The 13,652-nt window shown below is 42.9% G+C and carries 14 protein-coding genes; 8 read left to right on the forward strand and 6 right to left on the reverse strand.

The window, feature by feature from the left end; genetic code table 11:
- Positions 1-189 precede the first annotated feature (189 nt).
- Complete coding sequence (locus tag V7L95_RS10540; protein ID WP_052320789.1) at positions 190-1,620, forward strand: DASS family sodium-coupled anion symporter; 1,431 nt, start codon at positions 190-192, stop codon at positions 1,618-1,620.
- On the opposite strand, the gene V7L95_RS10545 is transcribed toward V7L95_RS10540, so the two are convergent.
- Entirely contained in the window at positions 1,552-1,956 is a 405-nt protein-coding gene (locus V7L95_RS10545) for a hypothetical protein (RefSeq protein WP_035391392.1), read from the reverse strand. The two genes, V7L95_RS10540 and V7L95_RS10545, sit on opposite strands and share 69 nt — an antisense overlap.
- Before the next feature lie 91 nt (positions 1,957-2,047).
- Here V7L95_RS10545 and V7L95_RS10550 point away from each other — a divergent pair, with 91 nt between their 5' ends.
- A complete protein-coding gene (locus tag V7L95_RS10550) occupies positions 2,048-2,275 on the forward strand; it encodes a hypothetical protein (RefSeq protein WP_017360415.1) in 228 nt (75 codons plus the stop codon).
- Here the strand turns inward: V7L95_RS10550 and V7L95_RS10555 are convergent.
- Positions 2,256-2,735 carry an Hsp20/alpha crystallin family protein gene (locus V7L95_RS10555; protein ID WP_008344182.1) on the reverse strand — a complete coding sequence of 160 codons (480 nt, stop codon included), beginning with the start codon at positions 2,733-2,735 and terminating at the stop codon, positions 2,256-2,258. The genes V7L95_RS10550 and V7L95_RS10555 overlap by 20 nt on opposite strands.
- A 65-nt stretch (positions 2,736-2,800) precedes the next feature.
- Here V7L95_RS10555 and V7L95_RS10560 point away from each other — a divergent pair, with 65 nt between their 5' ends.
- Positions 2,801-3,058, forward strand: coding sequence for a hypothetical protein (locus V7L95_RS10560; protein WP_008344180.1), 258 nt, complete (start codon positions 2,801-2,803; stop codon positions 3,056-3,058).
- A gap of 6 nt (positions 3,059-3,064) precedes the next feature.
- On the forward strand, positions 3,065-3,298 hold the full coding sequence (locus V7L95_RS10565; protein ID WP_008344178.1) for a hypothetical protein: 234 nt from the start codon (positions 3,065-3,067) through the stop codon (positions 3,296-3,298).
- Between the two features lie 35 nt (positions 3,299-3,333).
- Here the strand turns inward: V7L95_RS10565 and V7L95_RS10570 are convergent, their stop codons facing one another.
- Together V7L95_RS10570 and V7L95_RS10575 are read right to left on the reverse strand one after the other, a co-directional pair.
- A complete protein-coding gene (locus V7L95_RS10570; protein ID WP_008344176.1) occupies positions 3,334-4,725 on the reverse strand; it encodes an amino acid permease in 1,392 nt (463 codons plus the stop codon).
- Between the two features lie 178 nt (positions 4,726-4,903).
- On the reverse strand, positions 4,904-5,977 hold the full coding sequence (locus V7L95_RS10575; RefSeq protein ID WP_340966242.1) for a glycosyltransferase family 2 protein: 1,074 nt from the start codon (positions 5,975-5,977) through the stop codon (positions 4,904-4,906).
- A 133-nt stretch (positions 5,978-6,110) separates the two neighbouring features.
- On the opposite strand from V7L95_RS10575, the gene V7L95_RS10580 reads away from it, so the two are divergent.
- The gene (locus tag V7L95_RS10580) at positions 6,111-8,003 is read left to right on the forward strand and encodes an ABC-F family ATP-binding cassette domain-containing protein (protein WP_025206900.1); all 1,893 of its coding nucleotides are present in this window, start codon (positions 6,111-6,113) and stop codon (positions 8,001-8,003) included.
- 28 nt (positions 8,004-8,031) lie between these two features.
- Here the strand turns inward: V7L95_RS10580 and folE2 are convergent, their stop codons facing one another.
- Positions 8,032-8,928: a GTP cyclohydrolase FolE2 gene (gene folE2, locus V7L95_RS10585; protein WP_108611404.1), complete on the reverse strand. Its 897-nt coding sequence runs from the start codon at positions 8,926-8,928 to the stop codon at positions 8,032-8,034.
- A gap of 143 nt (positions 8,929-9,071) precedes the next feature.
- Between folE2 and V7L95_RS10590 the strand changes: the two genes are divergently transcribed.
- Both V7L95_RS10590 and V7L95_RS10595 read left to right on the forward strand, forming a co-directional pair.
- A complete protein-coding gene (locus V7L95_RS10590) occupies positions 9,072-9,497 on the forward strand; it encodes a MerR family transcriptional regulator (protein WP_017360410.1) in 426 nt (141 codons plus the stop codon).
- A 57-nt stretch (positions 9,498-9,554) separates the two neighbouring features.
- Positions 9,555-10,745, forward strand: coding sequence for an MFS transporter (locus V7L95_RS10595; RefSeq protein ID WP_076822825.1), 1,191 nt, complete (start codon positions 9,555-9,557; stop codon positions 10,743-10,745).
- 46 nt (positions 10,746-10,791) lie between these two features.
- On the opposite strand, the gene V7L95_RS10600 is transcribed toward V7L95_RS10595, so the two are convergent.
- Positions 10,792-12,345: an ABC-F family ATP-binding cassette domain-containing protein gene (locus V7L95_RS10600; RefSeq protein ID WP_007496783.1), complete on the reverse strand. Its 1,554-nt coding sequence runs from the start codon at positions 12,343-12,345 to the stop codon at positions 10,792-10,794.
- Positions 12,346-12,497: 152 nt separating this feature from the next.
- Here V7L95_RS10600 and V7L95_RS10605 point away from each other — a divergent pair, with 152 nt between their 5' ends.
- Positions 12,498-13,640 (forward strand): DEAD/DEAH box helicase, encoded by a 1,143-nt coding sequence (locus V7L95_RS10605; RefSeq protein WP_046342921.1) that lies wholly within the window; start codon positions 12,498-12,500, stop codon positions 13,638-13,640.
- Positions 13,641-13,652: the final 12 nt, after the last annotated feature.

Consider the following 13,652-nt stretch of genomic DNA (forward strand, 5'->3'; position numbering starts at 1 on the left):
TTACTGTGTAGGATTTGTATAGTTTCTCCTATGAAAATAGACTAAGACATGAAGTGGAAATATGAAGCAAGACACAGTTGCTGCTGAAGAATCTCTTCATTTTTTCTTATGATTTAAAGGATTTTTTATGTGATCATCGAATGTGAAAAATTAGAAAAATTTTAAAAGCGTTTTCATGAAGGGGGAATTGTGATCGTTTATAAAAAAGTGAATCTAACTGGATTTGTTCTTGGACCGATCTTCTTTTTGCTTATTTTTTTGCTCATTCCAGAAAGTGAATTGACCTATGCAGCAAGAGTGGTACTGGGCGTTACGGCTTGGACTGCGACATGGTGGGTCACAGAAGCTTTGCCTATACCGGCGACCTCTTTATTGCCCATCATCCTTTTGCCTACACTTGGCGGGCTATCGATGGAGCAAACATCAAGAGCGTATGGAGACCCGATTGTTTTTATGTACATGGGCGGATTTATGATTGCCATTGCCATTGAAAAATGGAATTTACATAGAAGAATGGCCTTACATATTTTAAACATCATTGGCACAAGAAGTGACCGCATTGTATTAGGGGTTATGATGGCAACGGCTTTTCTATCTATGTGGATTTCAAATGCAGCCACAGCACTGATGATGCTGCCGGTGGCACTGGCTGTGATTAAAGAGGTGAAGGCGAACGATATTTTGTCTGGTGCATCTCTTGACCGATTCAGTAAAAGCATCCTATTATCGGTCGCTTATTCAGCCTCAATTGGCGGACTGGCGACACTCGTTGGGTCTGTGCCAAATGCTGTTTTTGCGGCGATGTCAAAAAAGCTGTTGGATCGAGAAATTATGTTTTTTGAATGGTTTTTGTTTGGTTTTCCGGTAGCGGCTGTCCTGCTTATTCTCTTATTTCTGTATTTGACCAAGATACAATTCAAGGTAGAGCACACAGGGGAAATGGGAGCAGCGTTTATACGGAAGGGTTTAGAGGATTTAGGCAAAATGAAACAAGAAGAAAAATGGGTTTTTGCTATTTTTCTTATGACGGCTTTTTTATGGATCTTTAAAATCTTTTTGTTTGGCGGGCTTCCTGTCTCGGATACGTCGATCGCAATCTTTGGGGCGATGCTGTTATTTCTCATTCCAGCGACAAATGGAGAGAGAATACTAGAATGGCAGGATATGAAGCAGTTGCCATGGGGGCTTTTGCTTTTGTTTGGAGGCGGGCTTTCGCTCGCTACAGGATTTGCGGAAACGAATCTAACAGGATGGATCGGGGAAAATTTACAGCATTTAAATGGGCTGTCTTACCTCATGCTGCTAATTATTTTAACGGCTTCAATTTTATTTATGACCGAAATTATGTCTAATACAGCAGTTGCGAACATGATCATTCCAATTACAGTAGGGCTTGGACTTGCAATTGGCATGGAGCCGTATGGCCTAATGGCTGCGGCTGCGTTAGCTTCCTCATGTGCATTTATGCTGCCAATCTCCACACCGCCAAATGCGGCTGTCTTTAGTGCAGACGTGCTGAAAATATCTGATATGGTCAAGGCTGGCTTTTGGCTAAATGTGATCAGTATTGTAGCGATTGTGCTTGCGGTTTATTTCTGGCTTCCGGTCGTGCTGAGATGAAGACTTTGATCGAATGGAGACTTTTGGTGTTTTTGTTTCTTTTGGCTTCGGTACTGAAGCTGCCTTTTTGAGGTGCGGGTCCTTTGGCGTGTAATAGGTGGCCCCAATGTTGAGTCTGCCTTTAAGCTGATCAATGGAAAGCTCACCAAACTCTAAATGGTAGTCAATTTTGTCCACATGCAGTGATTCAATGTGAATGTGCGTATCCTCCGAGACAGGCGGAGCAGGTGCAGACATTTTCTGCTCAAGAGCGGTGAGTCTTTTTTCCAGCTCGACGACAGAGGGGGATGGACTGGCTTCGGTTTTTTTTAAGAGTGATTGAATGAAATGTTTCAAGTGGACCACAACCTTTTCTTTCGCCTTGCTCTAGTCTATGGAAAAGCTGCCCGGTATATACTTATAGAGATACATGAAAGGGGAGAAGGGCATGCTGCCTACACGCATTCAGATTACCCATATGAAGACGAATACGATTGGTACAGGGTCCTCGATGACATTCGGTTCGACGATCGTACGAAATCACTGCTCGACGATCAAAAGAAACAATGGTTTTGGTGAACAAAATGCCGATGGCGTGATCACGATCTTGCCGATTGAAACGATTGATGATCGTGATCTAATAGACGCAGTCAGTATCAATATTCGTCATCTATGATAATCGCAGTTGCTTTACCTTCATCTTTTTGCAGGCGAATGTATAGCACGCCGTCTTTAAAGGCCGCATTCATTTGACCAAGAATCATATCTGGGAGCCGAATTTTTCTTTCAAACGGACCATACTTTCCTTGTTTTTGGCGAAAATCCTGTTCGTTAAAAAAGGAAAAACGCTGTCCTTTTACAACTAAATATTCACCATATGACAGCACCTGAACATCTTCCTTCCGGTAGCCAGGCAGATAAATTAAGTACTGAAATTCAGTAGGGGTTTCCACAATGTCGACTGGTGGAAACGATGCATCTGTTCCTCGCTGATCTTGCTGCGAGAATGTAAATGGAGACGGACCATTTGCCATAAAGGGAGATCTTTGCTCATCATCGAATATCATTTTCCAAAAATCATCTCCATGCATTTGCTGGGCAATGTCCATCCACTGCTTCATTTTTTCGAAGTCCATGTGAAGACCTCCTGTTAACATACTTGATGGGTGCTCGCATATACCTATAAAAAGGAGGTTTATCTGTGGTTCAACCAACTCCGTATATCAATATTAATATTTTCATGTTAAAAATTAATTCCTTTGAAAATGCGTCGGCGGTGAATGTCGGACAAAATTTGTTAGCAGAGTGGCAAAACTCAGATAAAAAAAATCAGGGGTACGGACAGAATTTTGGAGATGCCAGCGGTTTTGTCGGAACAAAGAGCCATGTAGATGATCGAGATCAAGTGGACTCACCTGCCTCTTTTTCGCCAGCAGCTAAACCTATTCCAAGGAAGTGATGTGTGATGTTATTCTCACCCTCAGTCGTCAATGTCGGTGCTTTTAAAATCAATGCAATGGATCGGGGGGCATCACTGACGCTAGGACCTTATCAGCAGATCGATTATTTTCTCTCGATGAAATTGAACCAAGGTTTTGGTGAGGACAATGGAGATTGTTCACCGCTTGTCATTCCGATTTCAAGCGTATTAGATCCTGATATGGTGGACTCGAATTCAGTGAAAAACAGTGTGATTTAAACAAAAAAGAGACCGGGATTCCCCGTGTCTCTTTTCTATTGTGTTTGATTCAGATGGCTTTTGCGTCTTGCGTAGGTAAAATACACAACGACACCAATGGCTACCCAGATGAGGAAGGCTCGCCATGTCTCCCATTTCAGTGTGGCAGCCAAGATCATACAAATGACCGCACTAATGATGGGAAGGACAGGAACAAAGGGTACTTTAAACGCTGTTTTCATATTCGGATGTTTTTTCCGGAGTATGATCACAGCGATCGAGATAACCGTAAAGGCCGCAAGCGTACCGATGCTCACTAAATTCGCAAGCGTTGATAAATTCACAAAGCCTACGATACATGCCGCAACAGCGCCTGTCAGCCAAGTGTTGGCAACCGGTGTCTTCGATTTTGGATGAACGTTTGAAAAGATTTTCGGCATGAGCCCATCTCGGCTCATCGCAAAGGTTAAGCGAACTTGTGCATAGACCAAGGCAATTAACACTGTTGTAATCCCGATAATGGCACCTGCTGATATAATACCTGCCACACTATTCAGGCCAACCACTTGAAGCGCAAAAGCGACAGGATCACTGACATTCAGCTTCGTATAGTGAACCATGCCTGTTAAGACAAATGAAACCCCGATGTATAAAATCGTACAAACGCCGAGCGCACCAATGATTCCGATCGGCATCGCTTTTTGCGGGTTTTTGACTTCTTCAGATGCATTAGCGATTGCATCAAATCCAAGGTAAGCAAAAAAGACAGTGGCCGCTCCTGCGATCACGCCATGGAAGCCCATCGGCATAAAAGGTGTCCAATTTTCAGGTTTAACGTAAGCAAAGCCTGAAATGATAAAGAGGAGGACAATGGCAATTTTGATGAGCACAATGATGTTATTCAGCTTCGTGCTCTCTTTTACGCCTCTTGAGACAATAAAGGTAATGAGTAAAATAATGAGTGCGCCTGGCAGGTTGAAGATGGCCCCATCAGCGGCTCCGGGTGCAGCCGATAAAGCCTTCGGTATGTGCAGACCAAATCCACTGAGCAGTGATTGAAAATAGGATGACCATCCGCTTGCCACAGCAGAGAGCGCAACAACATATTCAAGCATTAAATCCCAGCCCATTAAAAAGGCGAGGAATTCTCCAAGTGTTGCGTAAGAATACGTATAGACACTTCCTGACACTGGAATGGACGAGGAAAATTCAGCATAGCAAAAAGCAGCAAGTGCGCATGCGATCGCAGCCAAAATAAAAGATATAATAATCGCAGGTCCCGCATCTTTCGCAGCCGCAACCCCCGTTATCACAAAAATTCCAGTCCCGACCACACAGCCAATGCCAAGCAAGATTAAATCAAATGTATTCAAAGAACGGCTCAGCCGCTTCGTTTGACTTTCAAGCATGAGCTGATCGAGAGACTTTTTTCTAAATAAAGAACTCATGTTGACCTCCTAATGGATAAATCTTTTCGTAAGACGAATGTTAGTATATGCGTAAATGACAATTTAGTCAATTGGTTGAAAAACGCTTTAAATCACTAAAGTGTTAAATGTCACAAAAGTCTAATGTGTATCAAAAGACATCCGCCGTCATTGACAGGCGGATGTGATAACAGGAGATTTACGTTTCTTCAGCAAATATCTTTTCATTGTACAGCACACTCGGATGGGTTGGGTAATGGGCTGAGGATGCAAGATGATGGGTTTTGGCTTGAGCCAAATCACCGAGCTGATAATAACAATAGCAAAGCTGAAGGTGAGGATACCATGTTTTATATTGTGTCAGTGTAAAGGCTGTTTCGATTTCAGGTGCCTTCAGTGCCTGCTCATACCAATAGATCGCTGCTTTGTGTTTATTTTGTGCTTTGAAATGATCCCCAATCCGGCAGCAAAATTCTGGACGGGGCTGATCATATAAGAAGGATCGCAATAAGGAGGATAAGGCGGCTTCCTCAAAACCGACTGCATAATAGCAGTCAGCTAAATTTTGGCATGTGCGAATTTCATCCTCAATCCAGCATTGTTTTGTGGCTAAAAATTTGTGATAAAAGCGAATCGCCTTCACATGCTGCTTGTTATCTCGTAATTCATTGGCGAAGTAAAAGAGATCACGAGGTGTCATCTCTTCGCCTTTTGCAAGCATGTTTTCATAAATGCGCAGATTGCGTCCAGGCTCTCCGGCGGTTGTTTTCTTACGCTTTTTATGGGTGACGGCGATATCAGCGGGAAAAATGTTGCCATACACTTGAAGGAATTCATGAACGGCCCCATACCACTGAAAGTTCAAGGCACGCTTGACGAGCCGATTTCTTCTATATTTAAAATTCACCTGACCGTCCTCACTAAATCCAACGTGGTAAAACATCGAGACGGCATCTACTGCGGGATCAAGCGTCTGTTTGAGCTGAAGCAGTTTTTGCTGATCCTCTTCAAGCAGGACATCGTCGGCATCCAGCCATAAGATATACTCTTTTGTCGCATGGGAAAAAGCGAAATTGCGTGCTTTTGCAAAATGCTGGATCCATTCAAAGTCGAGTACCTTTGCTGAAAAGGAGTGAGCAATGTCCTTTGTTTGATCCGTTGATCCTGTATCAACAATGATCATCTCATCTACAATGTCTTGAACAGAAGACAGGCAGTCAGCCAAAACCTCTTCTTCATTTTTCACAATCATACATAAACTAATGGTTATCATCTTTAGATCACCTCTTCATAGTGTATCGAGCATCAAAAGGAAACATTCTTTTCAGCAGCGGGTTTTTTTAAAACTAGTTTTCTGCTACTGGCTGATTTAAAATAAAGGAAGAATCTATGTAAGGGCTGATAAAATGAGTTTATTGAATGTAGAAGGATTATATAAAACCTATGGCGAAAAAACGCTGTTTGATCATATCTCTTTTCATATAGAACCAAAGGAACGCATCGGGTTAATTGGACCTAATGGAACAGGGAAGTCAACGCTTTTAAAGGTCATTGCAGGACTTGAATCATTTGAGGAAGGCGACATTACAAAGGCAGGGACACTTGATATCGAATTTCTTGAGCAAGATCCTGAAATGAGCGGAGATGAAACGATTCTCGACTATATTTTTTCAGGAACAGCACCAATGATTCAAACGATGAAAGCCTATGAACAGGCGCTGGCTGATTTAGAGCATGATCCACAAAACGAGGCAAAACAAGAAGCGCTTATGCGTATGCAAAATAAAATGGATCAGGACGACGCATGGGATGCGAACCTTTCGGCGAAAACGATTTTGACAAAGCTTGGCGTCAAAGATGTGAGCCGATCTGTTCATGCGTTATCAGGCGGACAGAAAAAGCGTGTGGCGATCGCCAAAAACTTAATCCAGCCTGCGGGTTTGCTGATTTTAGATGAGCCGACAAACCATCTAGACAACGCAACCATTGAATGGCTTGAGGGATATTTGAGTCAATACAGCGGGGCTGTCATTCTTGTAACCCATGATCGTTATTTCTTAAACCGTGTCGCCAATCGGATTTATGAATTAAATCAGGGGCAGCTTTACACATATAAAGGAAATTATGAAGTCTTTTTAGAAAAAAGAGCAGAACGAGAAGCAGAAGCTCAAGTAAAAGAAACGAAACGTCAAAATTTGCTTAGACGTGAGCTTGCATGGCTCAGAAGAGGGGCAAAGGCTCGAACAACAAAGCAAAAAGCACGTATCGGCAGAGTGGAAGAGCTGAAGGATCAAAAGGGACCTGATGCAAAGGGAGAGCTTGATTTTGCGATCGGTTCTCACCGGCTTGGAAAACAAGTGATTGAGGCAGAAGAGATCAGCATCACATTTGCTGGACAAACCCTTGTGGACCAGTTCAGCGATTTAGTCGTGCCAGGTGATCGTATCGGATTTATCGGACCGAATGGAGTGGGCAAAACGACTTTACTCAATTGCCTGGCGGGTAAAATCGAACCGACGAATGGACAATTGACCATTGGACAAACAGTCCGCATTGGCTATTACACGCAGGACCATAACGAAATGAATGAAGAGCTGAATATCATTGATTACATCAAAGAAACAGCTGAAATTGTCAAAACGGCAGATGGCGTCATTGTGACAGCAGAGCAGATGCTGGAGAGATTTTTATTCCCTAGATCCATGCAGCGCACGTTTATCCGCAAGCTGTCAGGGGGAGAGCGCCGCAGATTGTATTTATTGAAGGTATTGATGGAAGAGCCGAATGTTCTCTTTTTAGATGAGCCGACGAATGATCTTGATACAGAGACGCTCAGCATTTTAGAGGATTATTTGGAGCAGTTCCCAGGCGTAGTCATCACCGTGTCGCATGATCGTTATTTCTTAGACCGAGTCGTCCATCGTCTGCTTGTGTTTGAAGGGAATGGACGTATTTCACACTTCCAAGGTGCTTACAGCGATTACATGGAGCAAGAAAAAGAACAGAAGCGAACAGAGACAAAACCTGCTGAAAAACAAGTAGAAGCTGCACCGAAAAAGAGGAAAAAACTATCCTATAAGGACCAGCTTGAATGGGATGGGATTGAAGATCGGATACAAGCACTAGAGGACAAACACCAGCAGCTCGAAGCCAGCATTGCTGAGGCTGGCAGTGATTTTGGGAAAATTCAAGAGCTGATGGACAAGCAAAAAGCCGTCGCTGAAGAATTAGAACAAGCGATGGATCGCTGGACAGAACTGTCGATGATGATTGAGGAATTAGAAAGTAATGAAAAATAAAGGCTGTTAAAAAAACTGTAGAGACATTCTACAGTTTTTTTTGATAAGAACATTTGGCATAAGCATCGTGCTGGTGAATGGATTCTTCATTTCGGCACTCAATTTGAAAGCCTTTAATCCAGTTTTGTTCATATAGCTCTGCTGCAATTAACCTCGCAACATCCTCTACAAAACGTGGATTTTCATAGGCCTCTTCGGTCACTTGTTTTTCATCTGGTCTTTTGAGTACAGGGTAAAGGGGCGCACTCGCATTAGACTCGATGATCTGCAGTAGATCTGCTTTCATGTCATCAGGGAGTTGACCTTGTTCAAACAGCTCTACCTGAATCGATACAGTGCCACGCTGGTTATGTGCGCCGTATTCACTGATTTCTTTTGAACAAGGACATAACGTTGTCACTTGAGCAGTGCAGCCAATATGACAAATCCATCCGTTTTCTTCATGAAAGTGGATGTCATATTGCACGTCTGCATGCATCAAACCGGACTTTCCGCTGATGGGACTCTTTTTTTCCATGTACCACGGAAAGGAAACTTGAATCGAGGCAGATGGCTGATTCATTTGCTTGGCAAGCTGTGCCGTCAATTCTTTTAAGGAATCCACATCCACCGGCTTTCCGCTCTCATAAAATGAGTGAAGCTGCTCGGTGAGACGGCTCATATGAATGCCTTTTTGATGAGCTGGCAAATATGTACTCAGCGTAAAATCAGCGGAAGCGGTTTGGTGCTGTGGAGTCGTTTTAGACAAAATATGTACAGGGTACGACACACGGCAAATTCCGACCTGTTCAAGATCAAAATAAAAGTCCTGTTCGGTTTGTTGGATGTCTATCATGTCCTCTTTTTGACAAGGTTTTGTTCTAGCGCTTGGCGGGACAGAACCGAATTGTGCGTGTCGTTCTTTTTTGGATGGAAATGAACGCATAGGGTACCTCCTTTAAAACGTAATGATTACTATTTATTCTGCATCAAACCACAATAGAAATCAAGTGATCAAACATTAACGTTTACGTTAAGGTCATAAAGGTGTATAATAAAACATGAATTGATGAGCAGGAGGCACTGGTGATGGAATGGATGAAAATTGATCAAGTGGCGAAAAGAAGCGGTCTGACGAAACGGACCATTCGTTTCTATGAAGAGATTGGTTTATTATCAGCACCAAAGCGGACAGAGGGCGGTGTCAGACTTTACTCAGAGGATGACATGGAAGAACTGGAGAAAGTAATGCAGGCCAAAGAAGTACTTGGCTTTTCTTTACAAGAGCTTCAATCGTTTATGGAAATCGGAAAACAGCTTGAGCTGAATAAAGAAGGCTACTTGCTGTCACTTGATCCGAAGGAACGATTAGAAAAACTGTTAGATATTGAGGCGCAGCTAACTGTGCAGCATCAATTGATTACAAAAAAGCTTGAAACGATTCAAGCCTTTAAAAAGGATCTTGAAACGATGAAAGATAGAGCGGCTCATGCGATTGAGCAATTACAAAAATAAACACCTCAGCGTGTTTATTTTATTTTGTTAAACAACTGTAGGAAAGGTTCTGATGGAATGAAGGAAGAAGAAGTATTGAAACAGCGTACAAGTCTGCTTAGACAGCCAAAGGCCGTCTGGGCGGTGGCCTTTGCTTGTGTGATTTCATTTATGGGCATAGGGCTTGTAGACCCGATTTTGCCAGCCATTGCATCACAATTAGATGCATCTCCAAGTCAGGTCTCTCTTTTGTTTACGAGCTACTTACTTGTGACTGGCTTTGTGATGTTTTTTACCGGTTTTATTTCTAGTCGGATTGGTGCGAAATGGACGTTATTAATCGGACTTATTTTTATTATTGTCTTTTCTGCTTTAGGGGGTACCTCTTCAACGATTAATGAATTAATCGGCTTTAGAGGCGGATGGGGCATTGGGAATGCCTTATTCATTTCAACGGCTCTCTCTGTCATTGTCGGCGTGTCTGTTGGAGGAAGTGCGAAGGCCATTATTTTATACGAGGCTGCACTAGGTCTTGGGATTTCGGTTGGACCGCTGCTTGGCGGAGAGCTTGGGACGATCTCTTGGCGCGGGCCATTCTTTGGTGTGGCAGTGTTAATGCTCGTTGCTCTTTTAGCCATTACGTTTATGCTTCCACCGATGCAAAAGCCGCAGAAAAAGGTGAAGTTATTTGAAGCTGTTGGAGCCTTGAAATATAAGGGGCTTTTAACGATGGCATCTGCTGCTTTCTTATATAACTTTGGATTCTTTGTTCTTCTAGCTTATTCGCCATTTGTGCTTCATCTTGATGAGCATGGTCTTGGCTATGTCTTTTTTGGATGGGGATTATTTTTGGCTGTGACATCTGTCTTCTCAGCGCCGGTCATTCATCGCAAATTGGGTACATTAACAGCTCTTGTTGTTCTCTTCGCTTCGTTTGCTGTGATTTTATTCGGCATTGGAATATGGACATCACATGTGGTCGTGGTCATTTGCGGTATTGTCATTGCTGGGGGAATTCTCGGCATGATCAATACGGTGCTGACGACGGCTGTGATGGGATCAGCTCCTGTTGAGCGTTCAATTGCATCATCCTCATACAGTGCTGTACGATTTATTGGTGGTGCGATTGCGCCTTGGATTGCAGGAGTACTCGCTGAAACTTACACAGCAAGCACACCTTATTATGTAGGGGCGGCTGTGGTTCTCTTAGGCATGATCATCCTGCTCCTTGGACGTAAGCATTTGGTGAATATCCAAGCAGGTCATTAATTAGAAAAAGCCTTATATCTTTTGAAGATATAAGGCTTTTTTGTCGTTATAATACTTTTGTTGTCCAGGATTCGCAATTCCAAGTTTCAGTGGCCACATCTTGATAAAATTCAGGTTCGTGGGAAATCAATAGGACGCTGCCTTTATATTCTTTTAACGCGCGCTTTAATTCTTCTTTTGCATCGACATCCAAGTGGTTTGTCGGCTCATCGAGAACAAGCAAATTGGTTTCTTCGTTAATGAGCTTGCAAAGGCGGACCTTCGCTTTTTCACCACCACTTAAAACAGACACACGGCTTTCAATATGTTTTGTCGTTAAACCGCATTTGGCAAGGGCAGCTCTGACTTCATATTGTGTGTACGATGGGAAGGTGCTCCACACCTCTTCGATACAAGTGTTGCTGTTTTGCTCTTTTACTTCTTGCTCAAAGTAGCCAATATGCAGGAATTCTCCGCGTTCCACCTCACCAGAAATGGGGGAAATTTCTCCAAGCAGGCTTCGGAGCAGTGTCGTTTTTCCGATACCGTTGGCACCGTATAACGCAATTTTCTGCCCGCGTTCCATTTTTAAATTCAATGGACGAGAAAGTGGTTCGTCATACCCAATGACTAAATCCTTCGTTTCAAAAATCAATTTCCCTGATGTACGTGCAGGTTTAAAGTGGAATTCTGGTTTTGGTTTTTCCGCTGCTAATTCAATCATGTCCATCTTATCGAGTTTCTTTTGACGAGACATCGCCATATTTCGAGTACTGACACGTGCTTTATTTCTCGCGACAAAATCCTTTAATTCAGCCACTTCTTGCTGCTGCCTTTTATACGCTGCCTCTAGTTGCTGCTTTTTCACTTCGTACACTTGTTTAAATTGATCATAATCACCAACGTAGCGCGTGAGTTCTTGATTTTCGACATGATAAATCAAGTTAATGACACTGTTTAGGAACGGAATATCATGTGAAATGAGGATAAACGCATTTTCATATTCCTGCAAATAGCGCTTCAGCCACTCAATATGCTGTTCATCTAAATAGTTGGTCGGCTCGTCAAGAAGAAGAATTTCAGGCTTCTCTAACAGCAATTTCGCAAGCAGTACTTTTGTACGCTGTCCGCCGCTCAGCTCTGTCACATCACGATCGAGCCCGAGATCTGTCAACCCAAGACCTCTTGCAATTTCCTCTACCTTGGAATCAATGATATAAAAATCATTGTTCGTCAGGGCATCCTGAATGACGCCTACTTCTTCTAAAAGCTTTTCTAGCTCATCAGGATCTGCTTCACCCATTTTTTCGTAAATGTCATTCATTGAGGCTTCCATCGAGAATAAATAATGGAATGCATCTTGAAGGACTTCACGAATGGTTCTTCCTTTTTCAAGCACGGTATGCTGATCGAGGTAGCCGACACGGACATTTTTTGCCCATTCGACCTTTCCTGCATCTGGCTCAAGCTTGCCAGTAATAATATTCATAAACGTTGACTTTCCTTCACCGTTGGCGCCGATCAAGCCGACATGCTCGCCTTTTAATAACCGGAAGGAGACTTCGTGGAAAATGGCTCTGTCGCCAAAGCCATGACTTAAATCTTTAACAGATAATATCATTTTTTACACCTCAAATAGATTCAAAACGGCTAGTGCCTCTCATGATTATATCGAACTGTCCGGCTCGATAAAAGCATCAAAAGAAAAATTGCGTTTCAAAGCTGATTTTGAGATACTAAAGGATAGATTGAATGAGGATAAAGGAGATCAACATGACGGAAAATTGGGCATTTTTGAAAGAAGCAAAGCCATTTATTCAAAAGAACTTTGAAGCGGCTGGCTTTGAGAAGCCAACAGCGATACAAGAACAAACAGCAGAGTGGATTACGGAAAAACGCGATGTGATCGCAGAATCACCGACTGGAACAGGGAAGACCCTTGCGTATGTTCTGCCGCTTTTAAATAAAATTGATGTGAGTATCAAACACCCGCAAGTCTTAATCTTGGCACCTTCAAGAGAGCTTGTGATGCAAATTTTTGATGTCGTGCAAGAGTTCAAACAAGGTTCAGACATCAAAGCTATTTCCTTAATAGGCGGGGCAAATATCAAGAAGCAGCAGGAAAAGCTAAAAAAACACCCGAATATCGTGGTGGCGACACCGGGTCGCGTACAAGAGTTAATCAAAATCAAGAAACTGAAAATGCACGAAGTCAAAACGATTGTATTAGACGAAGCAGATCAGCTTCTTGTGCCAGAGCATATGAAAACGATCCAAGGGATCATTAAGTCCACATTAAAAGAAAGACAAATCCTTTGTTTTTCTGCAACATTGAAAGAAGAAACCGTTCAGCTGATCAAAGAAATGACATCTGAACCAGAAGTATTGAAAATTGCTAGAAGCGAGGAAGAAGCGCAGAAAGTGGGTCACTATTATCTGTTATGTGATCAGCGTGACAAAGTGAAACTGCTGCAAAAGCTATCACGGCTTGAGGACATGCAGGCGCTTGTGTTTGTGCGAGATATTACGAATTTGAGCATTTATGCAGAAAAATTAGCGTATCACCATGTCGACCTTGGTGTGCTTCACAGTGAAGCGAAAAAAGCAGAGCGTGCTGTCATCTTAAAGGCGTTTGAACAGCGTGAATTCCCGCTCCTCCTTGCAACAGATATTGCAGCAAGAGGAATCGATATTGATGATCTGCCATATGTGATTCATGCAGATATGCCAAATGAAGAGGGCTACATCCACCGTTCAGGCAGAACCGGACGCGCAGGAAAAGAAGGCGCAGTCATCAGTCTTGTCACACCTCAAGAGCAATCAATGCTGAAAAAAATGGCGAAAAAGCTGAATCTTTCGCTTGAAGAAATTGTGTATAAGCAAGGCCAGCTGCACCTTGCGCCCAAGCAGGCATAATAAAAGGACCCT

Origin of the sequence: Bacillus sp. PPSBB_11, assembly GCF_038023285.1 — a bacterium.
GTDB lineage: Bacteria > Bacillota > Bacilli > Bacillales > Bacillaceae > Bacillus > Bacillus altitudinis.

Excerpts from the sequence above, each read along its gene's own strand:
- V7L95_RS10550 (WP_017360415.1), top strand. The coding sequence starts at position 2,048 with ATGCTGCCTACACGCATTCAGATTACCCATATGAAGACGAATACGATT.
- V7L95_RS10555 (WP_008344182.1), bottom strand. The coding sequence starts at position 2,735 with ATGGACTTCGAAAAAATGAAGCAGTGGATGGACATTGCCCAGCAAATG.
- V7L95_RS10565 (WP_008344178.1), top strand. The coding sequence starts at position 3,065 with ATGTTATTCTCACCCTCAGTCGTCAATGTCGGTGCTTTTAAAATCAAT.
- V7L95_RS10570 (WP_008344176.1), bottom strand. The coding sequence starts at position 4,725 with ATGAGTTCTTTATTTAGAAAAAAGTCTCTCGATCAGCTCATGCTTGAA.
- V7L95_RS10575 (WP_340966242.1), bottom strand. The coding sequence starts at position 5,977 with ATGATAACCATTAGTTTATGTATGATTGTGAAAAATGAAGAAGAGGTT.
- V7L95_RS10580 (WP_025206900.1), top strand. The coding sequence starts at position 6,111 with ATGAGTTTATTGAATGTAGAAGGATTATATAAAACCTATGGCGAAAAA.
- folE2 (WP_108611404.1), bottom strand. The coding sequence starts at position 8,928 with ATGCGTTCATTTCCATCCAAAAAAGAACGACACGCACAATTCGGTTCT.
- V7L95_RS10590 (WP_017360410.1), top strand. The coding sequence starts at position 9,072 with ATGGAATGGATGAAAATTGATCAAGTGGCGAAAAGAAGCGGTCTGACG.
- V7L95_RS10595 (WP_076822825.1), top strand. The coding sequence starts at position 9,555 with ATGAAGGAAGAAGAAGTATTGAAACAGCGTACAAGTCTGCTTAGACAG.
- V7L95_RS10600 (WP_007496783.1), bottom strand. The coding sequence starts at position 12,345 with ATGATATTATCTGTTAAAGATTTAAGTCATGGCTTTGGCGACAGAGCC.
- V7L95_RS10605 (WP_046342921.1), top strand. The coding sequence starts at position 12,498 with ATGACGGAAAATTGGGCATTTTTGAAAGAAGCAAAGCCATTTATTCAA.